This window comes from Proteus vulgaris (assembly GCF_011045815.1).
GTDB lineage: Bacteria > Pseudomonadota > Gammaproteobacteria > Enterobacterales > Enterobacteriaceae > Proteus > Proteus vulgaris_B.
In genome coordinates this window covers 4,171,248-4,198,176 of the sequence record NZ_CP047344.1, presented here as the reverse complement: position 1 = coordinate 4,198,176, position 26,929 = coordinate 4,171,248, and the positions used below count along the sequence as shown (strand labels likewise).

Annotated in this window: 21 protein-coding genes and 1 tRNA gene; 12 read left to right on the top strand and 10 right to left on the bottom strand. The window is 36.5% G+C overall.

Going from position 1 to position 26,929, the window contains the following annotated elements; genetic code table 11:
- Positions 1-25: 25 nt before the first annotated feature.
- Positions 26-574 (bottom strand): ADP compounds hydrolase NudE, encoded by a 549-nt coding sequence (gene nudE / locus GTH24_RS19630; RefSeq protein WP_072068952.1) that lies wholly within the window; start codon positions 572-574, stop codon positions 26-28.
- A gap of 353 nt (positions 575-927) precedes the next feature.
- Between nudE and umoB the strand changes: the two genes are divergently transcribed.
- The 4 genes from umoB to pckA all read left to right on the top strand — a co-directional run bounded on the left by umoB (position 928) and on the right by pckA (position 6,257).
- The gene (gene umoB, locus GTH24_RS19625; RefSeq protein WP_072068951.1) at positions 928-3,036 is read left to right on the top strand and encodes a flagellar biogenesis regulator UmoB; all 2,109 of its coding nucleotides are present in this window, start codon (positions 928-930) and stop codon (positions 3,034-3,036) included.
- 72 nt (positions 3,037-3,108) lie between these two features.
- Entirely contained in the window at positions 3,109-3,522 is a 414-nt protein-coding gene (gene hslR, locus GTH24_RS19620) for a ribosome-associated heat shock protein Hsp15 (protein WP_072068950.1), read from the top strand.
- 26 nt (positions 3,523-3,548) lie between these two features.
- The gene (gene hslO / locus GTH24_RS19615) at positions 3,549-4,433 is read left to right on the top strand and encodes an Hsp33 family molecular chaperone HslO (protein ID WP_164526878.1); all 885 of its coding nucleotides are present in this window, start codon (positions 3,549-3,551) and stop codon (positions 4,431-4,433) included.
- Between the two features lie 204 nt (positions 4,434-4,637).
- Complete coding sequence (gene pckA, locus GTH24_RS19610; RefSeq protein ID WP_164526877.1) at positions 4,638-6,257, top strand: phosphoenolpyruvate carboxykinase (ATP); 1,620 nt, start codon at positions 4,638-4,640, stop codon at positions 6,255-6,257.
- 171 nt (positions 6,258-6,428) lie between these two features.
- On the opposite strand, the gene GTH24_RS19605 is transcribed toward pckA, so the two are convergent.
- Together GTH24_RS19605 and GTH24_RS19600 are read right to left on the bottom strand one after the other, a co-directional pair.
- Positions 6,429-7,130, bottom strand: a complete 702-nt coding sequence (locus GTH24_RS19605) for a pirin family protein (protein ID WP_072068948.1) — start codon at positions 7,128-7,130, stop codon at positions 6,429-6,431.
- A 594-nt stretch (positions 7,131-7,724) separates the two neighbouring features.
- Positions 7,725-8,939 (bottom strand): NAD(P)/FAD-dependent oxidoreductase, encoded by a 1,215-nt coding sequence (locus GTH24_RS19600; protein ID WP_164526876.1) that lies wholly within the window; start codon positions 8,937-8,939, stop codon positions 7,725-7,727.
- Between the two features lie 308 nt (positions 8,940-9,247).
- Between GTH24_RS19600 and pitA the strand changes: the two genes are divergently transcribed.
- Positions 9,248-10,747 carry an inorganic phosphate transporter PitA gene (gene pitA / locus GTH24_RS19595; RefSeq protein WP_072068947.1) on the top strand — a complete coding sequence of 500 codons (1,500 nt, stop codon included), beginning with the start codon at positions 9,248-9,250 and terminating at the stop codon, positions 10,745-10,747.
- 69 nt (positions 10,748-10,816) lie between these two features.
- On the opposite strand, the gene uspB is transcribed toward pitA, so the two are convergent.
- A complete protein-coding gene (uspB, locus tag GTH24_RS19590) occupies positions 10,817-11,149 on the bottom strand; it encodes a universal stress protein UspB (RefSeq protein ID WP_072068946.1) in 333 nt (110 codons plus the stop codon).
- A gap of 405 nt (positions 11,150-11,554) precedes the next feature.
- Here uspB and uspA point away from each other — a divergent pair, with 405 nt between their 5' ends.
- Together uspA and gdhA are read left to right on the top strand one after the other, a co-directional pair.
- Positions 11,555-11,989 carry a universal stress protein UspA gene (gene uspA, locus GTH24_RS19585; RefSeq protein ID WP_072068945.1) on the top strand — a complete coding sequence of 145 codons (435 nt, stop codon included), beginning with the start codon at positions 11,555-11,557 and terminating at the stop codon, positions 11,987-11,989.
- 252 nt (positions 11,990-12,241) lie between these two features.
- Positions 12,242-13,582 carry an NADP-specific glutamate dehydrogenase gene (gene gdhA / locus GTH24_RS19580; RefSeq protein ID WP_072068944.1) on the top strand — a complete coding sequence of 447 codons (1,341 nt, stop codon included), beginning with the start codon at positions 12,242-12,244 and terminating at the stop codon, positions 13,580-13,582.
- A gap of 75 nt (positions 13,583-13,657) precedes the next feature.
- Here the strand turns inward: gdhA and rsmJ are convergent, their stop codons facing one another.
- Both rsmJ and prlC read right to left on the bottom strand, forming a co-directional pair.
- Positions 13,658-14,404 (bottom strand): 16S rRNA (guanine(1516)-N(2))-methyltransferase RsmJ, encoded by a 747-nt coding sequence (rsmJ, locus tag GTH24_RS19575; protein ID WP_072068943.1) that lies wholly within the window; start codon positions 14,402-14,404, stop codon positions 13,658-13,660.
- A 3-nt stretch (positions 14,405-14,407) separates the two neighbouring features.
- Entirely contained in the window at positions 14,408-16,450 is a 2,043-nt protein-coding gene (prlC, locus tag GTH24_RS19570) for an oligopeptidase A (RefSeq protein WP_164526875.1), read from the bottom strand.
- 241 nt (positions 16,451-16,691) lie between these two features.
- Here prlC and GTH24_RS19565 point away from each other — a divergent pair.
- The 3 genes from GTH24_RS19565 (at position 16,692) to GTH24_RS19555 (ending at position 19,588) form a co-directional block, all read left to right on the top strand.
- Positions 16,692-16,786 (top strand) — tRNA-Sec (locus tag GTH24_RS19565).
- Between the two features lie 164 nt (positions 16,787-16,950).
- Positions 16,951-18,150 (top strand): tyrosine-type recombinase/integrase, encoded by a 1,200-nt coding sequence (locus GTH24_RS19560; protein WP_164526874.1) that lies wholly within the window; start codon positions 16,951-16,953, stop codon positions 18,148-18,150.
- A gap of 160 nt (positions 18,151-18,310) precedes the next feature.
- Positions 18,311-19,588 carry an SAM-dependent DNA methyltransferase gene (locus GTH24_RS19555; protein ID WP_164526873.1) on the top strand — a complete coding sequence of 426 codons (1,278 nt, stop codon included), beginning with the start codon at positions 18,311-18,313 and terminating at the stop codon, positions 19,586-19,588.
- 26 nt (positions 19,589-19,614) lie between these two features.
- Here the strand turns inward: GTH24_RS19555 and GTH24_RS19550 are convergent, their stop codons facing one another.
- Together GTH24_RS19550 and GTH24_RS19545 are read right to left on the bottom strand one after the other, a co-directional pair.
- Positions 19,615-20,385 (bottom strand): MAE_28990/MAE_18760 family HEPN-like nuclease, encoded by a 771-nt coding sequence (locus tag GTH24_RS19550; protein WP_164526872.1) that lies wholly within the window; start codon positions 20,383-20,385, stop codon positions 19,615-19,617.
- Positions 20,378-21,493 (bottom strand): DUF262 domain-containing protein, encoded by a 1,116-nt coding sequence (locus GTH24_RS19545; protein WP_164526871.1) that lies wholly within the window; start codon positions 21,491-21,493, stop codon positions 20,378-20,380. The genes GTH24_RS19550 and GTH24_RS19545 overlap by 8 nt, the downstream gene beginning before the upstream one ends.
- 1,194 nt (positions 21,494-22,687) lie before the next feature.
- Here GTH24_RS19545 and GTH24_RS19535 point away from each other — a divergent pair.
- A complete protein-coding gene (locus GTH24_RS19535) occupies positions 22,688-24,316 on the top strand; it encodes a DUF3987 domain-containing protein (RefSeq protein WP_164526869.1) in 1,629 nt (542 codons plus the stop codon).
- Positions 24,317-24,626: 310 nt separating this feature from the next.
- Here GTH24_RS19535 and GTH24_RS19530 read toward each other — a convergent pair whose 3' ends face one another.
- A complete protein-coding gene (locus GTH24_RS19530; RefSeq protein ID WP_164526868.1) occupies positions 24,627-24,833 on the bottom strand; it encodes a helix-turn-helix transcriptional regulator in 207 nt (68 codons plus the stop codon).
- Positions 24,834-24,933: 100 nt separating this feature from the next.
- A complete protein-coding gene (locus tag GTH24_RS19525; protein ID WP_164526867.1) occupies positions 24,934-25,524 on the bottom strand; it encodes an inovirus Gp2 family protein in 591 nt (196 codons plus the stop codon).
- 655 nt (positions 25,525-26,179) lie between these two features.
- Between GTH24_RS19525 and GTH24_RS19520 the strand changes: the two genes are divergently transcribed.
- A complete protein-coding gene (locus GTH24_RS19520; RefSeq protein WP_164526866.1) occupies positions 26,180-26,905 on the top strand; it encodes a hypothetical protein in 726 nt (241 codons plus the stop codon).
- The last annotated feature ends 24 nt before the right edge of the window (positions 26,906-26,929 follow it).

The window sequence follows — 26,929 nt, the reverse complement described above, 5'->3', positions numbered from 1 at the left end:
AATCAATTACTGGGGGTTTTTTTATTTATTTATTTTGTAAATAGCGCTGTGCGAGAAAGAGGGCACTGACACTACGTGCTTCAGTAAAATCGGGATGATCCAGTAAGTCCATCATTTTGGCGATAGGCCAACGTACTTGAATTAGCGGTTCAGGTTCATCGCCTTCCAGTTGCTCTGGGTAAAGATCATGAGCAATGACGATATTCATTTTGCTGGAAAAATAAGAAGGTGCCATAGAAAGCTTTGCTATTTCTGTTAAAGAGTGGGCACCATAACCAATTTCTTCTTTGAGTTCGCGGTTTGCAGCTTGTAGCGCATTTTCGCCAGGATCAATGGCACCTTTAGGAAAACCGAAGTCATAATTTTCGATACCAACAGCGTATTCACGAATAAGTATAAGGTTGTCATCAATGATCGGAACAATCATAACGGCTTCGCGGTTCGCCGGTTTCATGCGTTCATAAATACGTTTTTCCCCGTTACTGAACTCCAGATTAACGGATTGGATCTGAAATAATCGAGAACGGGCGATGTTATCAATGTTTAATATATTGGGTTTTTTAAGTTCTTTCATAACAGCCCCTGGCAGAATAGAGATTAACCTGAATTTAACACATTAATGACAAAATAAATCTAACAATTAGATTTAGCTTTTAAGTGAAAATTGAGTACACTCCGCTACTAAACCTAGTTATTTATTGATTTTTTGAGAATATTATTATTTATTGATCCGCTATTTTACCTGAAGATAGCGTTGTTAGTGGATATAAAATTGATAAGACAGATAAATTATAACGCGCCAATAAAAATATAATCTATTGTATTTAAATAAAAAATAGAACAAAAGAATAGGAATTGCCTTATGTTAGGCAGGGTTTTAATTTTGTTATTGTTACTACGCAGCATCAGTATAAGCATGGGGAAAAAATGAGATTATCAGTCATTATATTGGCTATCTTAATGATAAGCCTATTTATAATGGCCGCCTTTCTATTCTTTAAAAGAAGGCGGCTTGATGACTCACATCATCTTCCATCTCTTGCCAAACCAACTTATCGCAAGCTCACTTCAGATGACTATGGGCTTATTAGTGATTATTTATCTTATTTTGGTACGTCGGATTTTTCTTCAGGATATTCATTACAAAACTTCCCCGAAATGCCAATTAAAGGTGAAGTCGTTACAACATTAAGAAATATCGTTAACCGTTTTGCGGGCTCATCAGAAGGATTAAATCATTGGCGTTACTATATTGATGCTGTAGAAATTCACATTCCCCCGCTACTTGTTCCTTATCTTCAACAAGAAAATGTCCTCGATGTCGTGTGTACGCCATCTATCCCCATCGTAATTGGTGTTAATGGACACTTTTTAAAAGATGAAAAAATTCATTTTTCTGCGCTGAGTTTAAAGCAACTTTCTGAACCTATCTTGGCAAATGGTTCATCCACGATCCAAAAGAATGAAGGTGATGCTGCCCACCTACTGCAAATTAGAGAAGAAACTAACGAAGAATACCGATTACATAACTCATCTGGCTTTTGGGATGGTTCTTTTGTTTGTATAGGGCTTACATTATGGCTAACAGCTCTAATGATGCCTCAGGTTTTCCTTCCTTGGATCTTAGCGATAGGAAGCTCATTTCTTGCCATTGGTATTTTTCTTATTCACAATCCTTTGATTAAACCTCGTAAGCAAGAGGTCCATTGTTTTAAAGGACGTTTAAAACGCTGGGGGCTTTTCGGTAATTTTGATCATGGGCAGGTGAAAAATGTTTCTTTAGGGGGGATTGATCTTATTTATCCACCTCATTGGGAGCCTTATATCCAAGGTTATATTGATAAAGTAACCTATTTAGAAATGTACCCTAGTCATCATGTTATAAAGCAAGGAAGTTATCTTTCATTACATGATGAAGAAAAAAATTATCCTTATAAACGGTATATTAAAAATATTATTTTCGTTTTTTGGAGCTTATTTATTATTGGCATGTTGTATCTTTATCAGCCACTTTCTCTTTCAATGAAACTCAGTTTTTCATGGCTTAAAGATACAGAACCTCATTTAGTAACCAATTTTACCGAATTAGAAACAACCGATTTGCATGTTGGGGATATTATTCAGGCGAAAGGGGTGGGTATGTGTTATATGCCACCTAATCTATCAAGTAAGAATAATAAAACTATTTTTGCACCTTTTGATTGTTCGGGGATTTACTGGAACAACAGCAATCCAATGCCGATGCCTGAGTCAAGCACAATCGAAAAAGCAGCTGCTTTATTACATATGGTTGAAGAGCAACTTCATCCCGTTTCTAATAACCGAGTTAACCCAAGTTTAGGTCAAGCAATTACTAAATCAGGGATGAATCTTTTAGATAATTTCGATGGTATTGTGTTGAAAACACAGGATTTATGCCCAAGAGAGAATGAATGCATCCGCTTGAAAATGGCGTTAGTTAACTTGAGTAACGTCAATGACTGGGCTGCATTAGTTCAACGTGCGGAGAGTGGTAAACTAACAGGTACCAATGTTTTATTACGTGCAGTAAGTGCTGAGGCCTTGGAAAAGCTTATCGACACCACCACATCTTCTTTTATCTACCGAGAAATAGATAAAGCCGCAATTCTGTTAAATAGCCCGCCACCAGGTGGTGTGCTATTAATCAGTGATGAAAGAAAACAGCTCGTTGATTACGCGTCAAATTCAAACTCAGTGTTTGAACCCACGCCGTTAGAACAGTGGCGAGAGTTACAGCGTTTATCCGATATTTTATTACATACACCTTTTGATACGGGTGGAGTAATAACAGGCATGGTTGTTGATGCTAATGGTACGTTACAGATATTTTTACATAGCCTACCTGATTCAATGACAATGTTATATTACATCGGTAATACGTTATTATTGTTTCTCGCTATCGGGTTCTTAGTATTGAACCTATTTCTTATCATCCGGCGTCGGCGACAAAACAACCAACGCATGAATAAAATCAGTCTCTATTATGAGCACTGTTTTTATCGCCCTCCTCAGTAAGTCCCTTGTTGTGGAAGGCTATGTGTTTTCACTATCGCCTTCATAAAAGAAGTTGAAGTTAAGGAGAAAGGGATGAGTCAACCATCACAAGAAAGTGGTGTCCGTTTAGATAAATGGCTTTGGGCTGCTCGTTTTTATAAAACGCGCGCCATTGCTCGCACGATGATTGAAGGTGGCAAAGTCCATTACAATGGTGTGAGAGGCAAGCCAAGTAAAATCGTTGAAGAAGGCGCAGAAATACGTCTACGGCAAGGTAATGATGAACGGACAGTAACCATTCTAATGGTGAGTTCACAGCGACAAGGTGCTACACAAGCGCAAGCACTCTATTGTGAAACACCAGAGAGTATTGCGAAAAGAGAAAAAATTGCTCTAGCGAGAAAAATGAATGCGTTAACAATGCCTCATCCTGAACGTCGCCCTGATAAAAAGGAAAGACGCACCTTACTTCGCTTCAAACAGACAAATTTACAAGAATCGGATTAACCGATTCCCTGAAATGAGAGAACGTTATGTCTAAAAAAGACTCTTTATCACGTTTTTTATTTGAAAAAAACGCGGTACGTGGTGAATTGGTCAATGTGACTGAAACCTATCAATCAATGCTTGAAAATCACCATTATCCTGAGCCAGTTCAATGTCTTCTGGGTGATTTGCTGGTGGCAACCAGTTTGTTAACAGCAACGCTTAAATTTGAAGGAGATATTACTGTTCAAATACAAGGCGATGGTCCAGTACGATTGGCTGTTATCAATGGCAATAACAATCAACAAATGCGCGGTGTGGCGCGTGTGGATGATGATGTAAAGGCTGGAAGTACATTAAAAGAGATGATCGGGAATGGTTTTATGGTCATCACAGTAACACCAGAGAAAGGTGAACGTTATCAAGGTATTGTTGCCCTGGATGGTGAAACTATTGAAGCTTGTATTGATAACTACTTTAAACAATCAGAACAGTTACCAACTCGCGTATTTATTCGTAGTGGTATGCAAGCAGGTAAGCCTGCGGCTGCGGGAATGTTATTACAAGTATTACCAGCATCAGAAGAGTTCACTGCGGAACATACGGCGGAACATTTTGAATTACTTACACAATTAACTCACACTATTAAGGCTGAGGAGTTATTTACGCTGGATACTAAAGAGATCTTACATCGTTTATATCACGAAGAAGATGTCACTCTTTATGAGCCTCAAGCAGTTGAATTTCATTGTACTTGTTCGCGTGAGCGCTGTGAAAATACATTAGTAACATTATCTAAAGAAGATGTGAACCACCTGTTGCAAGAACAGGGCAATATCGATATGGAATGCGAATATTGTGGAACCCATTACATCTTTACAGAGAGTGATATTAATAATATCAATAAGTTAAGCAGCTCTGAATTGCACTGATTCGATTTAGCAAGGTGATTTTATCAAAAGGACGCTATTTTGCGTCCTTTTTTATTCAACAATTTTTCTGTAGTTTTGTGCATTAGCTCTCGTTCTTAACATAAAAAAATTATAAATTTTCAAAATATTGATAACAATCGCTGTTAATTACTCGTAACACCCTAATATTGCTCGTAGAAAGGTCTATTTATCAGGAGCGAAACTATGAGCGTTAAAGGTCTTACCCCTAAGGATCTCCAGCAGTACGGTATTAAGGACACAAGTGAAATCATTTATAACCCAAGCTATGAGCTGTTATTTAATGAAGAAACCCAGCCTGGATTAACAGGTTATGAACGAGGCACATTAACCTCGTTAGGCGCTATTGCCGTTGATACAGGTATATTTACTGGACGTTCTCCGAAAGATAAATACATTGTTCGTGATGATGTTACTCGTGACACTGTGTGGTGGGCTGATCAGGGAAAAGGTAAAAATGATAATAAGCCACTCTCACAAGAAGTGTGGTCTGACTTAAAATCATTGGTAACCAATCAGCTATCAGGCAAACGTTTGTTTGTTGTTGATGCATTTTGTGGTGCGAATGCGGATACACGTTTAAAAGTACGTTTTATCACGGAAGTTGCTTGGCAAGCTCATTTTGTTAAAAATATGTTTATTCGCCCTGAACAAGAAGAGCTGGAAAATTTCACACCAGACTTCATTGTGATGAACGGAGCGAAATGTACAAATCCAAATTGGAAGGAACAAGGACTTAATTCTGAGAACTTCGTTGCTTTCAATTTAACTGAACGCATTCAGTTAATCGGCGGTACTTGGTACGGTGGCGAGATGAAGAAAGGTATGTTCTCTATGATGAACTACTTCCTTCCTCTTAAAGGTATGGCTTCTATGCACTGCTCCGCAAACGTTGGCGAAAGTGGTGATGTGGCTATTTTCTTTGGTTTATCCGGTACAGGTAAAACAACCCTTTCAACGGATCCTAAGCGTAAGCTAATTGGTGATGATGAGCATGGTTGGGACGATGACGGTGTGTTTAACTTTGAAGGGGGTTGTTATGCGAAAACGATCCACTTATCAAAAGAAGCTGAACCTGATATCTATGGTGCAATTAAACGTGATGCACTATTAGAAAACGTGGTTGTGTTGTCGGATGGTTCTGTTGATTTCGACGATGGCTCAAAAACAGAAAATACTCGTGTTTCTTACCCGATTTATCATATCGATAATATCGTTAAACCAGTTTCTAAAGCGGGTCATGCTAAGAAAGTGATTTTCTTAACTGCAGATGCTTTTGGTGTGTTACCTCCTGTTTCACGTTTAACGCCAGAACAAACGCAATATCACTTTTTATCGGGTTTTACCGCTAAGCTTGCGGGAACAGAACGTGGTGTAACAGAGCCAACACCTACATTCTCAGCTTGTTTTGGCGCGGCATTCTTATCTCTACATCCAACACAATACGCTGAAGTATTAGTAAAACGTATGCAAGCATCTGGCGCAAAAGCCTATCTAGTTAATACAGGTTGGAACGGCACAGGTAAGCGTATCTCAATTAAAGATACTCGCGCTATTATTGATGCCATCTTAAATGGTGATATTGATAAAGCACCAATGACAACATTACCCGTGTTTGATTTAGAAATCCCAACAGCATTACCCGGTGTTAATAGTGAAATTTTAGATCCTCGTGATACTTATGCTGATAAAGCACAATGGGATGTGAAAGCAGACGATCTTGCTGATCGTTTTGTGAAAAACTTCGATAAATATACAGATACTCCAGCTGGCCAAGCACTGACAAAAGTTGGACCTAAGCGTTAATTGTTATTTGTATTAATAAAAAACACCAAATATCATAAAGTGTGATTTTGGTGTTTTTTTATTTTAAATAAAAAAAACCCTGAAATGCGAGAACATCTCAGGGGATAAAAAAAGAAAACAAAGTGAAATAGATTATTAGAGAAAAAGTGACTTTAGAGGGTGGTAACCCAACTATGCTGTTACTGGAGGTAAATCAAACAATAAAACTTCGCTGTCTTCATCACCTACGAAACGAATAATATCTTCGTTTGCGATTGCTACACCATCACTGGTGGTCGCAATAGTGTCATTAATGGTTATTTTACCTTTTACCACTTGTAGCCAAACATTTCGCCCAGCTTCAATGTCGTATTGAACTTCTTCACCTTTTTTCAAATTCCAACGCCATAACGTCATATCTTGGAAGACTTTTAAAGAGCCATCACGGGCATCTGGCGACAAAATAAGTTGTTTACTTACTGTTGTATCAAAACGACGTTGATCGTAGCGTGGTGTGATACCGACAGTATTTGGCATAATCCAAATTTGGTAGAAATGTAGCCCTTGATCACTATTCGGATTATATTCTGAATGGGTGATCCCTGTACCTGCACTCATTATTTGAAACTCACCAGCAGGAACATTTTCTTTATTACCCATACTGTCTTTGTGCTCGATATTACCTTCAAGCACATAGGTTAATATTTCCATGTCTTTATGAGGGTGAGTACCAAAGCCTTCACCAGGTATTACGCGATCTTCATTAATCACGCGTAATGCAGAAAATCCCATAAAATCACGATCGTAATAGTTTGCGAAAGAGAAGGTATGCCAGCTATCTAGCCAACCATGATTAGCGTGTCCTCTTTCATTTGCTTTGCGTAGATAAATCATTATGTGTTTCCTTCTCATCAGTTGTTGAACACAGTTTACGCAATAGCACAAAGTAGAAAAGCGGAGGAATTTAACCTGAAGATCCAAATAATTTGAATAAAGAGAAACAAGAACATCGAATAAGTTTTAGAAAAGAAAAAAGCCAGCACCCGGCTGGCTAAATAAAACACTGGAAGCAATGTGAGCAATGTCGTTCTTTCATATCACCCTGAAGGTGGTGCGTCTGAAAGTGTTATTGATGATAATGGTTCTCAGTATCATTTGTAAAGCCTTTTTTTTAAGCAATATAGAAAAAAGCAATGAAAAGCTTTTAACTTACTGATTAACGAGTCGTTTTATTTTAATAATTTTTTAAAATAGTAATATAACCAAATAGTTAACAATATTTTTTATAAGGTTATTCATAGGGAGAAGGACAATAATTGCGCTATAAAACCAGAATAAAAGAAGGGATATGAGCCATTTTGAGCCGCTATTAAGGGATAAAACAAAATCCAGCTATCACTGATTGATGATAACTGGGTTTTGTTATGTATAACTTATAAGTTTATAGAATTATAAAACCAATATTTATAACTTTAATATTGGTACATATTACTCAGAAAACGTTGATTTTGGTGTTGAAATAAGGCTCTGAGCACAGGCATACGCCGAACTCCATGCCCATTGGAAGTTATATCCACCTAACCAACCTGTTACATCCACTACTTCACCAATGAAATAGAGTCCTTTTACTTTAGTGGCTTCCATTGTTTTAGAGGAGAGGGCTCGAGTATCTACGCCACCTAGAGTGACTTCCGCAGTACGATATCCTTCAGTGCCATTAGGCTGAACTTGCCATTCTTGTAGCAACACTGCAATTTGAGTAATACGTTCATTGCTAAGTTGAGTGAGGGGAACATCAGGTAACTGTTTATTTTCTATCATTATTTCTATAAAACGCTTTGGTAATAAGCGAGATAATGTGTTTTTTAATGATTGATTTGGGTGCTCTTGGCGTTTTTCTTGTAGAAGGTTTTCAAGATCAATATTCGGAAGTAAGTTAATACTTACATACTCTCCAGGTTGCCAATAACTAGAGATTTGCAAAATAGCTGGCCCTGAAAGGCCTCTGTGAGTAAAAAGAATGTTTTCTTTAAAACTCGTTCCACTTTTTGCTGTCACAATAGCGGGTACAGCAACGCCTGATAGTTGGCTAAATTGCTCAAGCTGAGGTTTATGCAGTGTAAAAGGCACTAAGCCTGCACGAGTGGGTAAAACAGGAAGACCAAATTGTTCTGCGACTTTATAGCCAAAAGGAGTAGCGCCTAAACCGGGCATAGAAAGCCCACCACTGGCAATGACAACAGAAGAGGTCACAATTGCTTTTCCATCAACAAAAACAGTGAAGTTTTCATTTTTTTTCTCGATTAACGTTACCTCGCTACGTAAGCGAACACTCACTTTTCCTTTTTGACACTCAGCAAGTAATAAATCCACAATTTGCTGTGCTGAATCATCACAAAAGAGTTGGCCTAATGTTTTCTCATGATAGGCAATGTTATGTTTTTGCACTAACTCAATAAAATCCCATTGCGTATAGCGAGCAAGTGCTGACTTACAAAAATGAGGATTCTCTGATAAATAGGCTGAAGGCTCAATATACATATTGGTAAAATTGCAACGACCGCCTCCTGACATAAGAATTTTTCGACCTACTTTTTTACCGTTATCTAGCACTAAAACAGATAATCCTGCTTGTCCTGCTAAAGACGCACAAAAAAGCCCCGCGGCACCTGCACCTATAATTACTGTATCGTATGATCCCACAATGATGTCTCGTTCTTGGTTTTCTCTGACTACTTAATCAATGATTTTCGCGTAAGATCAGAGTATTTTTGTAAAATTATATGGAGAAATCTGCATTTTTCACCTAAATTCGTATTAGCAAGGAAAAAATTGTCAGAAATTTACTTTTTTTTTATTTTTATTAATTAAATGATATATAAGGAATTATCTTAAAAAGGCTCTGATTTTCTTGGTTATCAAATCAAAAAAAGGTTAAATTTCGCTTCCACCGTTCGCATTTGTCGCTGATAATGCGCCGCGTTCATGTCCAACTAACTGGCTTAACGTCTATGCTACATTTGTTTACTGACCTAGAATTTCATACAGGTTTAATGTTGGTTTTAGCACTGCTTTTTGTGCTATTTTATGAAGCTATTAACGGCTTCCATGATACCGCAAATGCGGTAGCAACTGTTATCTATACTCGTGCTATGCGTGCGCAATTTGCGGTCGTGATGGCGGGTGTATTTAACTTCCTTGGAGTTTTGCTCGGTGGTTTGAGCGTAGCTTATGCTATCGTTCACTTGTTACCGACAGATCTTCTGCTGAATGTGAGCTCAGGTCATGGCCTTGCTATGGTCTTCTCGTTGCTGTTAGCTGCCATTATCTGGAACTTAGGTACATGGTATTTCGGTATTCCAGCATCAAGTTCACATACGCTGATAGGTGCTATCATTGGTATTGGTTTAACAAATGCTATCGTGACAGATTCGTCTATCGTTGATGCGTTAAACATTCCAAAAATGATCAGTATCTTCCTATCTCTCATTCTTTCTCCAATTATCGGCTTGGTTATTGCGGGCGCGATGATTTTCTTACTGCGCCGTTACTGGAGTGGTACGAAAAAACGTCGTCGTATTCACCTGACACCAGCTGAACGTGAAAAACAAGATGGTAAGCGTAAGCCACCATTTTGGACTCGTACTGCACTGATTTTATCTGCGGTTGGGGTCAGTTTTTCTCATGGTGCAAATGATGGGCAGAAAGGTATCGGTCTTATCATGTTGGTATTAATTGGCGTGGCGCCTGCGGGCTTTGTCGTCAATATGAGTGCTAGCGGGTACGATATCACCAAAACACATGATGCCGTTGTGCACTTACAGCAGTATTATGAGAAGCATCAGCCAGCATTACAGCATGCTATCGAAAATACACCAGGAGTGTCAGCACAAACTGATCCTAGTGATACCGATTTCCATTGTAACAGCGCGAGAACGCCAATTGTTCTGAATCAAACAGAACAAATGCTGGCAAATATTAGTTCTTATGATGAACTAACAGCAGACCAGCGTGCTCAAATGCGTCGATTACTAATGTGTATCGCTGATACCGCAACAGAAGTGGCTAAATTACCTGAAACTAGCGCCCAAGATGCACGGTTCTTAAAAACATTGAGTCGTGACCTGCTAAACACTGTGGAATATGCACCGATTTGGATCATTGTTGCAGTGGCATTAGCGCTCTCTATTGGGACAATGGTAGGTTGGAAACGTGTTGCAGTAACGATTGGTGAAAAAATTGGTAAAAAAGGTATGACTTATGCTCAAGGGGTTTCTGCTCAAGTAACAGCAGCAGTGTCCATTGGTGTCGCAAGTTATACGGGTATGCCTGTATCAACAACACAAGTTTTGTCATCTGCCGTTGCAGGTACAATGATTGTAGATGGTGGTGGAGTTCAATCGAAGACGATAAAAAATATCGGACTTGCTTGGATCTTAACATTACCAGTTAGCATTGGTTTATCAGGTTTACTTTATTGGATATCACTGACATTCATTGTGAATGGCTGATAAACAATAAACTACCCAAGTTTGTTTATAAACGGTGACTTTTAGTCACCGTTTTTTTGTTTTTGTCGCCTACCAAATAAGCATCGCAATTAAACTTGCTACAGCCAAAATACAAAAACGGCTAACAAGATAAAATTGTCGATAAATTCGCTCGCAACGCATAATCACTTCAGGATTATGATGGTTGGTATATTGGCGTTGGTTGATGTAGCGGATAAGTCGCAATTGTTTTGAAAATTGCCCATGCATAGTAAAAAACCCATTACCATCTACTGATTGATAGAGTAACGGATCAGATTGGCGCAGTATTGTGAGTAACACCCGAATAGATGAAAAATAACGCATCATATTAATCAGGCAAAGAATACAGAGCGCCCAAAAGATAACAATGACATTAAACATAATCCCCTCCCTAGAATAATAGATTCAGAGATGAGAAAACCTTTACCCATAGAGGTTATTTTTTCTCTTATTTAAGTTTAGGTGAAATTAAGCAATAAACAAAAGTGACGTGTTCAAGTTGTTTCCTTTTTCAAAAAAATGGATAAAAAATAACTCTAAAAGGGTGTTTTTGTTGTTTTTTATACTCAATTCTCATTATTATGATGATATTGTCGGTGAATGACATCGTGATAATCTAAAATGGTGTATATTGTTATTTATCGATAGATGCTTTCTTGATGAATTTGACATAAGTTGTGATCAAGACGACATCTAATTTTCATCTTAAAACGTTATATTTAATATATAGGATTTAGGCTTAACCGCCTTTCCAACCGATTAATCAGCTTATGGAAGGAGTTTACGATGGCTTATAAGCATATTCTAGTGGCAGTTGATTTATCCCCTGAGAGTAACGTCTTAGTACAGAAAGCTGTATCTATGGCAAAACCCTATAATGCCAAAGTTTCCTTAATTCACGTTGATGTTAACTATTCTGATCTTTATACCGGTCTAATTGATGTCAACCTCGGTGATATGCAACAACGTATTACTGATGAAACCCGTAACGCGTTAAAAGACCTCTCAGATAAATCAGGTTATGAAATTCAGGAAACCTTGAGTGGTAGCGGTGATTTAGGCCAAGTTCTGGTTGATGCGATTAAAAAATACGATATGGATTTAGTTGTTTGCGGTCATCACCAAGACTTCTGGAGCAAATTGATGTCATCAGCACGTCAATTAATTAATACTGTGCATGTTGATATGTTAATTGTTCCTCTGAAAGATGATGAAGAATAATCGCTTGCTTGTTTAAGCAAAAAAAATGCCTGCTTATGCAGGTATTTTTTTGTCTAAAATTCCTATTTTTCCTGCTGTTAAGTGGAGTCAACCTTTTTTTTTTGTCTAATTATGAAAAAAATGTCTTGAAGTGTGAATGTATTTTAATGATATATTCAAGAAGCAAAACAACATCAACCTCACAAAACCCAAAAATATTCCGAATAAATGAGGTTATGCCAACATCACATTACACAAAAAAGGAATAGCGGAATGAATATATCTGGCTCATTGTCTTCGTTTTTAGAAGGGGTAGAAAAATATAACGCTCATCAACCTGAGTATCATCAGGCTGTTCGTGAAGTTTTTACCACTTTGTGGCCTTTTTTAGAAAAAAACCCACAATATCGTGAACAATCATTACTTGAGCGCTTAGTTGAGCCTGAACGTATTATTCAGTTTCGCGTTTGTTGGTTAGATGATAAAGGGCAAGTGCAAGTTAACCGTGCATGGCGTATCCAATTTAACTCAGCTATCGGGCCTTACAAAGGTGGTATGCGTTTTCATCCTTCTGTGAATCTCTCTATCCTAAAATTCTTAGGGTTTGAGCAAACATTTAAAAACGCCTTAACGACATTACCAATGGGTGGCGCGAAAGGTGGCTCTGACTTTAATCCTAAAGGCAAAAGCCATGGGGAAGTCATGCGTTTTTGTCAGGCTTTAATGACTGAACTTTATCGTCATTTAGGGGCTAACACAGATGTTCCAGCAGGAGATATTGGTGTGGGCGCGCGTGAAGTTGGCTTTATGGCAGGCATGATGAAAAAACTGTCTAATAGTAATGAATGTGTATTTACAGGCAAAGGCCTTTCATTCGGAGGCAGTTTAATCCGCCCAGAAGCCACTGGATATGGTTTAGTTTACTTTACTAACGCGATGCTTAAACGTCATGGTATGTCTCTTGAGGGGATGCGTGTGGCAGTTTCTGGTGCAGGTAATGTAGCGCAATTCACTATCGAAAAATGCTTAGAGCTAGGCGCTAAGGTTATCACAGCATCCGATTCAGGTGGTACGGTTGTTGATGAAGCCGGATTTACTACTGAAAAACTCGCACGTTTAACTGAAATTAAAAATAATTATGGTCGTGTTGAAGAGTATGCGAAAGAATTTGGTTTAACCTATCTTGAAGGGCAACAACCTTGGGCTGTTCCTGTTGATATTGCTCTACCTTGTGCAACACAAAATGAATTAGATATAGAGGCGGCAAAAGTCTTGATAAAAAATGGCGTTAAAGCCGTTGCTGAAGGTGCGAATATGCCAACAACGATTGCAGCAACAGATGCCTTTATCGAAGCAGGTGTCCTTTTTGCACCAGGAAAAGCTGCCAATGCGGGAGGGGTTGCAACCTCTGGTTTAGAGATGGCGCAGAATGCGGCACGTTTAAGCTGGAAAGCCGAAAAAGTGGATGCTCGCTTACATCACATTATGTTAGATATTCACCATGCTTGTGTGAATTACGGTGGTGAAGGTAAGCAGACTAATTATATTCAAGGTGCGAATATTGCAGGCTTTGTCAAAGTTGCGGATGCAATGCTGGCCCAAGGTGTGCTGTAAATCTCATTGATTCTGAACGGGTGTTTAACACCCGTCAGATCTCAAACTAATTTCTTTATCCTTGTATGTCAGTGTTTACACACAAGGGTAAATATCAAAACGGTGATTTTTTGTTGTTATATTGGCATGTGCAGGCTGATTATTTAATGGCTCAGCATAATCAGGACGTTTTACGACAACACGTTTTTTTGCCAAAGTCATTGCGGGTTCTAGCAGGGCATCTGCATCTTCATCAGCACCGACTAAAGATTGGAACACTCGCATCTCTTTTTTTACTAATGCGCTTTTTGCTTTATGTGGGTACATCGGATCAAGATAGACAACATCAGGAGGAGGCGTGATCTCAGTGAGTGCTTGGGCAGAAGAAGCATGAATTAACGTCATTCTCTCTTGCATCCATTCGCCAATGTTAGCATCGAGATAAGCACGTTTTAAGCCATCCTCAAGTAATGCAGCAACCACGGGGTGACGCTCTACCATTCTGACTTTGCAACCAATAGACGCTAAGACAAACGCATCACGACCAAGTCCAGCGGTTGCATCAATTACATCAGGCAGGTAGTCTTTTTTGATCCCAACTGCTTTTGCCACCGCTTCACCTCGACCACCGCCAAATTTACGACGATGCGCCATGGTACCCTCTACGAAATCAACATAGATGCCACCTAGTTTAGGTTCATCTTGTTTGCGTAATTCAAGGTGAGTTGGTGTTAACACTAAAGCCATTGTTTGCGTTTCGTCGTGAATTAATCCCCAACGTTGCGCTAAATCAGATAAGGCGCTGTTATCAGCGCCTTCTTCACAAAGTAAACAGATATTCACATATCATCCTTTAATGCCGTAGCCTTTAAGCATAGCATCAAGTTTTGGCTCACGACCACGGAAGCGTTTGAACAGTTCCATTGGCTCTTCAGAACCGCCACGAGTTAAAATATTATCTAGGAATGATTGGCCTGTTTCGCGGTTAAAAATCCCTTCTTCAGAGAAACGAGAGAAGGCATCCGCTGCAAGCACATCAGCCCATAAATAGCTGTAATAACCTGCGGCATAACCACCTGCAAATATATGGCTAAAGGCATGAGGAAAACGAGCCCAAGGTGTTGACGGAACGACAGATACTTGATCTTTCACACTGGTTAAGGTTTCCATTACACGCGCCCCTTTTGCTGGGTCATATTCTGCATGTAAACGGAAATCAAATAGACCAAATTCTAGTTGACGTAACACAAACATTGCAGACTGATAATTTTTTGCTTTAAGCATATTATCAAGCATTGCCTGTGGTAATGGCTCACCAGTTTCATAATGACCCGAAATAAAGGCTAATGCTTCTGGCTCCCAGCACCAGTTTTCCATAAACTGGCTTGGTAATTCAACCGCATCCCATGGCACACCGTTAATACCAGCAACATCAGCAGTATCAATTTGCGTTAACATATGATGTAAGCCATGACCAAACTCATGGAACAGAGTGGTGACTTCGTTATGAGTAAACAGTGCAGGTTTATCACCTACAGGTTTATTGAAGTTACAGGTGAGATAAGCAACAGGGTTTTGTAGCTTGCCATCGGCATGACGCATTCTTCCCATGCAGTCATCCATCCAAGCACCACCACGTTTGTGTTCACGTGCATACAAATCAAGATAGAAGCTACCGCGCAAGGTGTTACTTTCATCGTAAAGCTCAAAGAAACGAACATCATCATGCCAAGTGTCGATGTCGTTACGCTCTTTAGCTGTTAAACCATAGATACGATGAACAACTTCAAATAAGCCACTTAAAGCACGTTGTTCAGGGAAGTAAGGACGCAGTTGCTCATCATCGATTGAGAACAGGTGTTGTTTCTGTTTTTCGCTGTAGTAAGCCAAATCCCATGATTCTAATTTATCAACACCATAGTGCTCTTTTGCAAATTGGGTGAGTTCAGCTAACTCTTCTTTACCTTGTGGGTGAGCGCGTTGTGCTAAGTCAGTTAAAAAACTAAGGACTTGTTCTGGAGACTCTGCCATTTTAGTGGCGAGTGACTTTTCAGCGTAATTTTTGAAACCAAGGAGTTGAGCGAGTTCGTGGCGTAATGCAAGGATCTCAGCGATAATTTCGCTGTTATCCCACTGACCTGCATTTGGGCCTTGATCAGAGGCTCGCGTACTATAAGCGATACTCATCTCTTTTCTTAGTTCACGATTATCAGCATATGTCATGACAGGCAGATAGCTTGGCATATCAAGCGTTAATAGGTAGCCGTCTTGCTCTTTGGCTTGTGCGATAGCTTTTGCAGCATCAATAGCACTTTGAGGCATACCGGATAAATCTTCTACATCAGTGATTAGTTTAGACCAACCCATCGTTGCATCTAATACGTTATTTCCATATTTAGCGCCTAGCTCAGACATACGCGCGCTGATTTCACCAAAACGCTGTTGTTTCTCTTTGGGTAAGCCGATACCTGATAATTCAAAGTCACGTAATGCGTTTTCAATCGCTTTTTTTTGAGGTTGAGTTAATGCATTAAAATTAGCACTTTCTTTAATTGATTTATAAGCTTGATATAAGCCTTCATGTTGTCCCATCCATGTACTGAATTCAGACAGCAATGGTAAACTTTGCTCATAGGCTTCACGTAGTTCAGCACTATTTTTGACAGAGTTTAAATGGCTGACTGGAGACCAAACACGAGAAAGTTTATCGCCCGCTTCTGCTAATGGTTGGCAAAGGTTATCCCAGTTAAATTGAGTATTTTCAGCCAGTAATTTTTCAACTGTTTCACGGTAAGTTGTTAACACTTCTTTTAATGCAGGAACAACATGTTCTGGTTTGATCTGGGAAAATGCAGGTAATCCCGTTGTGCTAAGTAATGGATTTGACATAAAAAACATCCTGTATTTTGGTTTGCAGTGACGTAAAAAACACCACTGAGTTTATTCGTTATAGATAGTAAGATGAGGATGAAACTGTATAAGTTCAATAGTATCGCGGTAATTATCCGAAGTTTTACTCAAAAACGGGATTATTTTATTTGAAAGGGGTTTTATTGATTTGATGCACTTGGGATTAAAAATAATTCAGCGTATAATCATCCCGTTATTTCCTTTTGACCCATTCAAAAATGGAAGATCATCGTCCCCGGTGGGGCGGCTGGACTTCAAATCCAGATGGGGCCGCCAGCGGTCCTTGGCAGGTTCGACTCCTGTGATCTTCCGCCACTCAAGTTCAATACAACTCCACAAGACTCAACTAATCCCTTATAATATCAGCTATTAATACACTTTTCAGTCTCCTGATGTCAACCAAGGTCAACCTACATCAATAGGTTTTTGGGGGCATATCAGGGGGCATTAAAAATTCACCCAAAAATGAGGTGCCCCCAATGACATTAACCGCCCGTCAGGTCGAGACTGCAAAGCCTAAAGAGAAGTCATATAAACTCTTTGATGGTGGTGGTTTATATCTTGAAGTTACCGCTAAAGGCTCACGCTACTGGAGAATGAAGTATCGCTTTGGTGGTAAAGAAAAAAGATTAGCTTTCGGTGTATTTCCTATCGTGACACTTGCTGAAGCACGTGAAATGAGAAACCAAGCAAAAAAGACTCTAGCTGCTGGTGGTGATCCCGGAGAAATCAAAAAAGAAGAGAAGGCGATTCAAAAACTGAATACGGGTAATACCTTTGAAGCCATTGCCCGTGAATGGCATAAGTCTAAAGCAGATCGCTGGTCACTGCGTTATCGTGATGAAATTATTGATACCTTTGAAAAAGATATCTTTCCTTATATTGGTAAGCGTCCTATTGCTGAAATCAAGCCACTAGAGCTGCTGGAAACCTTGCGTAAAATGGAAAAGCGCGGAGCCTTAGAAAAGATGCGCAAAGTCCGCCAGCGTTGCGGTGAGGTCTATAGATACGCAATCATTACGGGGCGAGCTGAATATAACCCTGCACCCGATCTTGCATCTGCATTAACTCCTCCGAAGAAACAACATTTCCCATTCTTAACCGCTGAAGAACTGCCTTATTTTCTGAAGGATTTAGCAGGGTATACAGGGAGCATGATCACCAAAACAGCGACAAAAATTATTTTACTTACTGCTGTTAGGACGCAAGAACTCCGATTTGCTCGTTGGCAGGATATTGATTTAGAAAAAGGGGTTTGGGAGATACCTGCTGAAGTGATGAAAATGAAGCGCCCGCATGTTGTGCCATTATCTAAACAGGTGATCGAGCTATTTAATTCACTCAAACCACTGTCAGGGCATTATGAGCTTGTTTTTATAGGCCGTAACGACCACAGAAAGCCGATCAGTAAGGAAAGCGTGAATCAGGTTATTGAGTTATTGGGATATAAAGGCAGGCTAACAGGACATGGCTTCCGCCACACCATGAGTACAATTTTGCATGAGAAAGGGTTTAATTCCGCTTGGATAGAAACACAACTTGCTCATATCGATAAGAATGCAATCCGTGGCACGTATAACCATGCTCAGTATATGGATGGGCGTAGAGAAATGATGCAGTGGTATGCAGATTATATGGATGAGTTGGAGGGAATAAAGAAGATAAGTCAGTACTTATAGTACTCATCTTTAAAAGAAAAAATTGACACAATGTTACTGCAGTTATTTCATTAATAGTTAATATTTTATTTCTTTTATATCACTTTGTTATGTTTAATAGATATAGATAAACTCATGGTCTTATGATATATTTCTATAAAAATAACTGCAGTTTTAACTTATGAATCAGCTACGCTTACGTAATACGAATGTTCTTAAATATTTAGAATTAGATGAAGATGCTATAGACCTTTCTGTATTAAAAGACATGGTTGATCTGGATTCTATAGATTCGGAACTGAGAGAGTACTTATCAATTAAAGAAATGAGGGAATCTGGTATTTTTTTTACAGGTTCAAAGCTAGCTATTTCTACAGTTAGCTCTTTTAGGGAGCCTATTACTTTTGATTCTGTTGTTTTAGATCCTACTTGTGGCGCGGGCAATCTATTAATAGCCTGCTCTCGTCAATTGGGTGTAGAATCGACTTTATCTCAAACATTAGTTAAGTGGAGAAAAGTTCTTAGGGGATATGATATCCATCAATCACTCGTTGATATGACTAAGTTAAGAATAATAGTTGAAATACTATGCAGAGGTGTATATAAGGATTGTAGCATTCACGATGCGTTATTATTTTTAGATAATGTTATATGCAGGAATGCTTTAACTCTATCTGAAAATGAATTATCAGAAGTAACACATGTAATTTTTAATCCGCCTTTTTTTAATAGCCCTTCTCCCCGTAAAAATTATTGGAAAACAGGTAATGTGAATATAGCAGGGGTTATTTTTGATTTTTATTTGCGATTACTTCCATTAAAATGTCAAGTTAGCGCAATTTTGCCTGATGTTTTAAGATCAGGTACTCGTTATACTGATTTCAGAGAATTTGTTAGTCGTTCACTTCAAGCTAAGTGTAAAATTTGGGGGCGATTTAATTTAAAAACTGATGTTGATGTATTTGTTCTCTCTGGGACTATAGTTAACAATTCAGAACAGGATATTAAATGGTATAAAGAAATAGAGAAGTCTTCTAAATTATCGGATAGATATGATGTAAGGGTAGGACCATTAGTTCCATATCGAGATCCTGATGAAGGTTATGAATATCCTTATTTTTATCCTAAAAATTGCCCAACTTGGGGAGTCGTTAAGATGAATACTGAGGTGAGACGTTTCAAAGGTACTGTTTTAAAAGCACCTTTTGTTTTAGTAAAAAGAACCTCAAGTCCTTCAGATAAATTCCGAGCAGCAGCAACTTTAGTTAATATTAAGGGGTTTGTTGCAGTAGAGAACCATATGATTGTGATTACGCCTAAGAGTGGAAAGCTTGAAGAGTGCAAAAAACTCATGAAAATATTGAAATCACAGTCTACTAATAATTTTTTAAATGATCGAGCTCGAATGAGGCATTTAACGGTAAGTATAATTAAGGATATTCCTATATCAGAATTTTAAATCACCCGCATAGCAGGTGATGCATTTTATACTGAATGAGGATAAATTTCCTTTATGGCTTTTTCTAATTTCAGGTTTATATCATTTGATCTGGATATTATCTTATTTGAATTTGAATGAAGGAAAAGTTTTTCCTCTGAAAAGTAAATTAACTCATCTCTCAAATATTCCATTATAAGTATAATGAAGTCTCTTAATTTTTTAATTTCCAGTATATCAATAAGAAAATTATTTGAACTGGGATGAATTTTACTTCCATGAGAAATAATGTTTCTATTGTTTAGAAGTTTTTCATCAATATATGCTATTCTTGTCTTGAGAGGTTCAAATTCATATAGCCCAATAATTTTTAAAAATGATTGAAAAACTTGAATGTTTAAATTGTCTTTAGTATTAATTATAGACTTATCTTTTTCATTTTTAAACTGGGATGAAATTTTAAATATTTTTCGATTATTATCATAGATTTTTTTTAAAAAATTAATTTCATTGATAAGATTTAGAGAATCACTGGATTTAAAACACTCTCTGATGTCTCCTTTAATATCAATCGCTTCAAAGTTAAATCCTAATTTATTTAGCTCTAAATTGAGATCAGAGATAAGTATAATATATTGTTTTGAAATATTTTTTACATACCCCTCCCAATGAGAATACATTAATAAAATAGCAGCCTTTAAGATTAGCAAACTATTTTCATTATTATGTAAAAACAAAAGGTCGGAAATTTCTTTTTTTCTCCATAATAAATCCTCATTTATTAAATCAACAAAAGATTCTACTGTAAGCTTAGCCACAAAGCCCCCCCTTAAAGTATTCTCTTGCTATTCTTGTTGTGTCTCTAAAACGGCTGATAGCTTTAACTCCACGGGCTAAAGCCTGTTGAATTCCTTCATTGTTATATAATTCTTTAATCAAGCTCTCTAACTGAGTTTTTCCTAAGTTTTCTACGTTGTCAATATTGGAACTAATACCAACAGTTAACATCTCAAAAACAGATACATTGAATGCTCCAGAGAATTCATTTTTTTCTGGATAATATTTTTGAAATGACTTATCACCTAAAGAGTTTTTTAATAAATCAAATGTTTTCTTGAATTTATCAGAAAAGTCTTCAATGTTCGCATTACGTATTAAATTTATAGTTTCTTTATCTATAAATTCATTTAATTTTAGATAACTTAATGGACCGAAACTTTCGTAATCAACTTTATCAAAATAACCAATAAACATACGAAGTATTAACTCCATATGGTATTCTTTCTCAAATTGATGTTTTTCAATTTTTAGGCAATCTTTAAAATTAGGATAATCCTTTAAATCATTTATAGATTTAAAGAAATCAGGGTTAAGCATAAGAATCAAACAATTTCTAACTTCTTGATCAGATAAAGATGTCCCTCCTGTATTTAATCTTTGGAACAGCTCATATTGGGCTTCATCACTATTCTGAGTAAGTATTATATTTATTTTTAACTTTGTTCTTTTAAATTCTCTTTGAGTTTCAATAGGAAGGTCATTCCACGTTTTTCCATTTAAGGAAGGGATATATTTGCATAATGTCATGGTTAACATGTCTTTACTTGGTAAATTTCCTGTTAACTGTAAAATTGTAGAGAGCCGTTGTACTCCATCAACAACATGCCATGTACCATCATTTTTTTGTGCAACAAATACTTCAGGTATTGGAATACCAATCAAAATAGACTCTATTAGCTTTGTTTTTTGCTCATCGTCCCAACGAAATAAACGTTGAAAAGCAGGGTCTAATTTTAAGTCATTATCTCTATATAAATTGATTAATTCACCAATAGACATTGAATACCCGTCTGTCTTGATATTTTGTCTAGCAATCTCTAGCTCATCTTTGATTTTTTTTTGATTTTCTGTAAGTTGTTCTGACATAGTACACCTTTTGATATGTTAATAATAAGTTGCTGATTTTTTGCTTGGCTCGAAAGCCATTGCAAGAGCATGTGTGAGACTGCTGTATAGATGCAACATTTTGACACTCAGAGCAATGATATTTTTTGGTGTGTAAGCGCGATTACCCTGTTTTTCTTTATCAAATGCAAGTTGGTCGAGGAAATAGTTGGTTTCATCAGCCCACTGTTTTATAACCGATCCGCAGAATAATTTTCTATATGTTTCAGCGTGTCACTTTAGATACATAGAGTATAATCTTTTCAGCGTAATGATTTTCGGCAATTAGCTTTCCTTGAATGATTTAGGTTAAATCATAGTATTACGTAAAATTGTACAACTTTCTGGTTTCAGAAAATAGCTTAGTCAGTTCTTTCTGGCTGACTTTGAGAGTATCGAAAAATCAAACCAAGAACCACATACTTATAGTTATCTGGATTGATATCAGCGTGAAACTTGTGAGTGGTTTTCCAAAATTTATTACCAAGGCCATTTATGAAAAGCTGTTCAATATTGGTCATTCAAGCCCTTAAAAACGTCATCAATGACAGCATGAAATCTATACTATAAAAAGAGAAAACCAAGTAATACCGTCAACCAATATAATTATAAATCATAATCAATTACATTGGGTTTATGTATTAAATAGATGGAAAAGTGATAGATGAGCAACTCCATCTAGTAACCAAACGACACATATTCATCCATTAATCTCTCAAGTCTCTCGGTTCTTCATCAACCTGCTAATGATCCATTCCCCCAGTTGCTCTTCAGTTTTCATCTTCAAAGTATTCAGCCAATCGTTTAACTCAACCCTCATCAACCTCCAGATTAGTATACATCTGAGTATATACTTCGATTTGATAATATTTGCATATTCATCATGCTGACAGAGTGGAACAGGATGAAGTAGGTATATGCTGAAAGACTCTCTACTGCTCTTGTAGGGTATCACGTAAAGCAAAACCCTTTCTTAAGAGGTTTATCGGCATAATTATTGTTGGATTCATTACATATGAGATATGATGATATTTAACCTTTGGTTATCATCAATAGTCTAATAAATAAACTATAGGAAATAAGTTAACATCTTCAATGTGATAGCTATTTATCTTTATTCATTTTATATTTCCATGTTCATAATGTACTTGATGCCTGTTTGGTAAGGAAATGGCTATGTTCACGGGAAATAATTCAAAGCAAGATCAGTTTGTACCTCAACAAATGAACTATAACAAAACTCAGCATACAGTCAGTTCCATATTTGATCTGAATATATTTCCCCCCTTACTGCGTGATGTCATCCTCTCATTACATATTGATACTCAAGTTTCAATCGATTTAATAACGTCGGCAGTGTTAGCAGCAACTTCGCTTGCTTATCAGCCATTAATTAAGGTTGTTCCTCCTCATAGCACTATACCTGAACCTTGTTCATTATATTTTTTAACACTAGCTGAATCTGGGGGCGGAAAAACAACAATTAATGAATTAGTGATGAAGCCATTTTATGATTTTTTAACTGAATCAAAAGAAGAGTATGGTGTTCAGTTAATAAAGTACAAAGAAAAGTACGATATCTGGAAAATAAAAAAGCAGGCATTAGATAGTAATCTAAGAAGATCTGTTCGGAATAATATCAATCCAGAAAATGATGAGTATGCGCTAGAAAAACACATGCTTATGAAACCAATTAAACCTATTGAACCATATTTCATCCATGAAGATACTACACCTAAATCTTTATTAGAAGGTTTATGTAAATGCCCAGATGCTGGAATTGTTTCTGATGAATCCATTGTCTTTTTTAAAGGTTATATTAAGAATAATTATGGTATTTTAAATAAAGCATGGGATGGAAGTTCATATTCATACAACAGGGCAAATAAAGAGTCTAAAAATATTAAACCAACTCTCACTATTTCTCTTATGGTTCAGCCAACAATCTTTCAAAAATACGTAGATAAATATGGTGAGGAAGCTAAAGGAAGTGGTTTTTTATCTAGATTTCTTTTTTCATCAATACACTCTAATGCAGTGAAAAATACGCAATCGTTCATAAGTAACAATACACAAGGGTTTACAAATAAAAACACATCTTCAAACTATCTGAAAAATTTTCATGATTTCCTCTGGTCTTTATTACAAAAACGTAAAAAAATATTAATAGATCAAGCTCATCAGGTGAAAATATTGAAACTTCAAGAGGCTTCAATTATGGAATACTCTAACATTAGATCTTTATTTTTAATTAACTCAATGATTAATGAATCATATAAAAATATTTCAGATATTATTTCAAAAGCCAGTGCAAATACTTTGAGGCTTGCGGCTATATTTCATGAGGTAAATAGAATTGAAGGAAATGAGTTATCGATTGAGACCTTAAATAATGCAAGGTCAGTTATAACTAGTTATATGAATCAAGCACATGAAATATTTTATTCAATGTCCGAGTTCAATCAAATAGAAAAAGATGCAAAGAAACTCTACGCGTGGATAATGGATAGGTTTCATAATGGTAATTATGCTCCTTTTTTAAAAAGTGATATAGAAAAATCGGGTCCAAATAGTTTACGAAAAATTGATAAGCTCGAACCTATTCTAAATATTGTTATTTCCTACTCAGCAGTTAGGGTTATTCAAAAAAACACAGGGGGCCCTAAATATATCTCATTTATAAACAAATATAATTATTGTAATGTCCCTCAGGGGGAAGATATATACTCATTTCATATTATTCCCGTAAATCCGAGTAATAATCCCAATGGAGTTATTCCTTATGTCGATTTGAAAATCCTATAATGACCCAAAGAATATGTAATTTTTACTTAACTATTGCTATTCATAATTATATCTTTTGTCATGATGTCCACACTATCGAAAGGTTAAAAAATAATCTAAAAACAAAAAACGTTGATTCCATATAGATAAAAACTGCTAATAACCGCAAAATTAGCAGTTTTATATTAATGATAATTTCTAGTTTGGTCGAAAAGTGCACATATCATGCAATTGCATTTTTAGCATACTATCCATAAATATGGCTGTATTATTTATGTGTTTAATGTTTCCTGCTATTGTGCATAGTCATGAGAACAAGAGAGAAAATAAATCATCTAGATTGATTTATTTTTTCCTGTAACCAGTATTCTACTTCACTTTTTAACCATCTAGAACTGCGTCCTAATTTAATCGGTTTAGGGAACTCACCTTCTTGAATGAGTTTATAAAACCATTTATCCGTTAATCCCGTAAATGTACATATAAACTTCATATCTACAAATTGGTCATTGAGTAATGAATAAGATTGTGATGTCATAATAATTAGCTCCTGTCTTGAATTAAAAGGCAGAAGCAATATCGATATTAAAATAGGGATATTACTTCTCAAAGTATATCCCGACTTTGTTAATAAAAACTTATTGGCTACACCCAATAGAACGAAAACCACTGTGGTAGGCTTTCGTATAGTCTTTTGCTAAATAATTAAAAGCTTGCCGTAGCTTATATAATTCAAATTGAAGAGTAGTATTCAAGGTTAGGTCTTGATATTGAACAAGATGATAACTACCGGCAAAATGGACTAATCCTGATACTTTTTCGGATTTTATATTTAATGCGCTATTCCATGCTTGAATAATCAATGCAGCTAAATTACCGTCATTCTTATTGTAATCGCCAAGAGAGTAATAAATATCTTTGTTTAAAAAGAGTATTACATGATAATGTGCGTGATGACTTTCACTTCCCACTTCTCTGACCCAGATGTAATCCAGCTTCTCAGTTAATATTCTCCTCCATAAGTTACTCTTTTTTTTTACATCCCATTTTATTTTTTCTTTCAATGATTCAATAAATCGTGTAATGACTTTGGCATCATTGTGATAATCACTATTTCCGCTAGGGAAACGTAAGTCTATTCTAAAAGCAGAGACTCGTTTCTTTTCGCTTAATACACGTGATAGTACCTGATTCATTCTTTTTAGATAATCCTGATTAACTGTATACATAATCCACTCCTGTTATTTGTTGTTATATTAAAAGTGATTAATGTAATGATTTACGTTTTAAGATTAACTATGATTATTCATAAATAAATTTCCTTTTAATTTTTATTAGTAATAGAGTTTTAACGTGATTTATTGATGTTAATAAATGTCATTTATAGAAGAGATGTACATATTAACTATTCTAATTATGATATTTATCATGCCTAAACTATCTATGTTTAATTCCTTGTATATATCTCTACTTTTTATTTATTTAGTTATGGTTATTTAAATGCTGGTTTATATTCTGTTTCTTATTTATATATACTACTATACCAACGCATGTTAAAAGCACTTACTCTTGTAGAGTAAAGAATATAACTGGTATATTTTATTGAATTCACTCTGAAGTTATTTATCTATAAATAATAGAGGCCATGTTTTTATATTAAAATGAAATGCGTTGTAATAGAAACTATTCCCAAATAATTTGAGTCCTACATTACATTCATGAATACACCTAACTTAAACACTTAAAGAGAAGAGACAGCCACAAGGTTTACAATGACATTCCTTGGTACAATTATTTAACTATTTCGATGAAAATAATTTTTGACGTGACATCCCCTGTCTAGTGACTTTGTTATGCTCTATGCCTTTATAAGGAGCCAACGTTATGCATAAGCACAAGATTGATCCCGATTTAGCATTTATCATCCATTTACATGATGACGATTTAGTCTTATTGGCTTCTTTTTTGTTTAAAGAAAATAAGCAAAATCGAGTAATGGAAGAGTTTAAAACCTCCTCTATTCCATTTTCGCTTGCAACGCGTTCACTCTATTTAGATTATATTTTTTCAGCATTTCACATGGTGAGTGATGAATGTTCATTAGTATCTACTTTTAACTTTTCTTGTAGTTTATATCGTCACCGATTACAAGATTTGTGTGCCCGATTAAATATCAAAGATGGGATTAAAAATGATATTGAAATTCTAGAACTCAATTTACTTATGAAACTGATTGAGAAAAGTATGAATGGGCTTAACCAAAACGACTTGTTAATTATTTCCCGAGATTTACAGCTTAATCTCTCAGAACCCACTCCTATACAAATTAAGGTTGCACTCACTGCCGCAGTGAAAACATCAAATAGCGTTGCACTTGAAATCGCCACAATGATACTCAGAAGTTATCTTGAAATGTGTGGAAATATTTCAGTCCATCAAACTGTTGAATTAACACACCATTCACTCATGTCATTGAAAAAGGCCGTCAATACCACACTACAGTCTACTTGGCTGATGGAGGCGATATCCTCTCCCAGTCAAAGTCAATTTCCACTACCCATTTATTTTATTGTGGCTTATCTACGCCAAAAATCCTTTATTCTTGCTTAGCGTTTAGCAAGGCTTTATCTGTGT

Bases quoted from the DNA above. Each gene is read 5' to 3' on its own strand.
- GTH24_RS19535 (WP_164526869.1), top strand. From the start codon at position 22,688: ATGTTCACGGGAAATAATTCAAAGCAAGATCAGTTTGTACCTCAACAA.
- GTH24_RS19605 (WP_072068948.1), bottom strand. From the start codon at position 7,130: ATGATTTATCTACGCAAAGCAAATGAAAGAGGACACGCTAATCATGGT.
- nudE (WP_072068952.1), bottom strand. From the start codon at position 574: ATGAAAGAACTTAAAAAACCCAATATATTAAACATTGATAACATCGCC.
- prlC (WP_164526875.1), bottom strand. From the start codon at position 16,450: ATGTCAAATCCATTACTTAGCACAACGGGATTACCTGCATTTTCCCAG.
- hslO (WP_164526878.1), top strand. From the start codon at position 3,549: ATGTCTAAAAAAGACTCTTTATCACGTTTTTTATTTGAAAAAAACGCG.
- GTH24_RS19525 (WP_164526867.1), bottom strand. From the start codon at position 25,524: ATGTATACAGTTAATCAGGATTATCTAAAAAGAATGAATCAGGTACTA.
- GTH24_RS19545 (WP_164526871.1), bottom strand. From the start codon at position 21,493: ATGTCAGAACAACTTACAGAAAATCAAAAAAAAATCAAAGATGAGCTA.
- GTH24_RS19530 (WP_164526868.1), bottom strand. From the start codon at position 24,833: ATGACATCACAATCTTATTCATTACTCAATGACCAATTTGTAGATATG.
- GTH24_RS19520 (WP_164526866.1), top strand. From the start codon at position 26,180: ATGCATAAGCACAAGATTGATCCCGATTTAGCATTTATCATCCATTTA.
- GTH24_RS19555 (WP_164526873.1), top strand. From the start codon at position 18,311: ATGAATCAGCTACGCTTACGTAATACGAATGTTCTTAAATATTTAGAA.
- umoB (WP_072068951.1), top strand. From the start codon at position 928: ATGAGATTATCAGTCATTATATTGGCTATCTTAATGATAAGCCTATTT.
- pckA (WP_164526877.1), top strand. From the start codon at position 4,638: ATGAGCGTTAAAGGTCTTACCCCTAAGGATCTCCAGCAGTACGGTATT.
- GTH24_RS19560 (WP_164526874.1), top strand. From the start codon at position 16,951: ATGACATTAACCGCCCGTCAGGTCGAGACTGCAAAGCCTAAAGAGAAG.
- pitA (WP_072068947.1), top strand. From the start codon at position 9,248: ATGCTACATTTGTTTACTGACCTAGAATTTCATACAGGTTTAATGTTG.
- uspB (WP_072068946.1), bottom strand. From the start codon at position 11,149: ATGTTTAATGTCATTGTTATCTTTTGGGCGCTCTGTATTCTTTGCCTG.
- uspA (WP_072068945.1), top strand. From the start codon at position 11,555: ATGGCTTATAAGCATATTCTAGTGGCAGTTGATTTATCCCCTGAGAGT.
- gdhA (WP_072068944.1), top strand. From the start codon at position 12,242: ATGAATATATCTGGCTCATTGTCTTCGTTTTTAGAAGGGGTAGAAAAA.
- hslR (WP_072068950.1), top strand. From the start codon at position 3,109: ATGAGTCAACCATCACAAGAAAGTGGTGTCCGTTTAGATAAATGGCTT.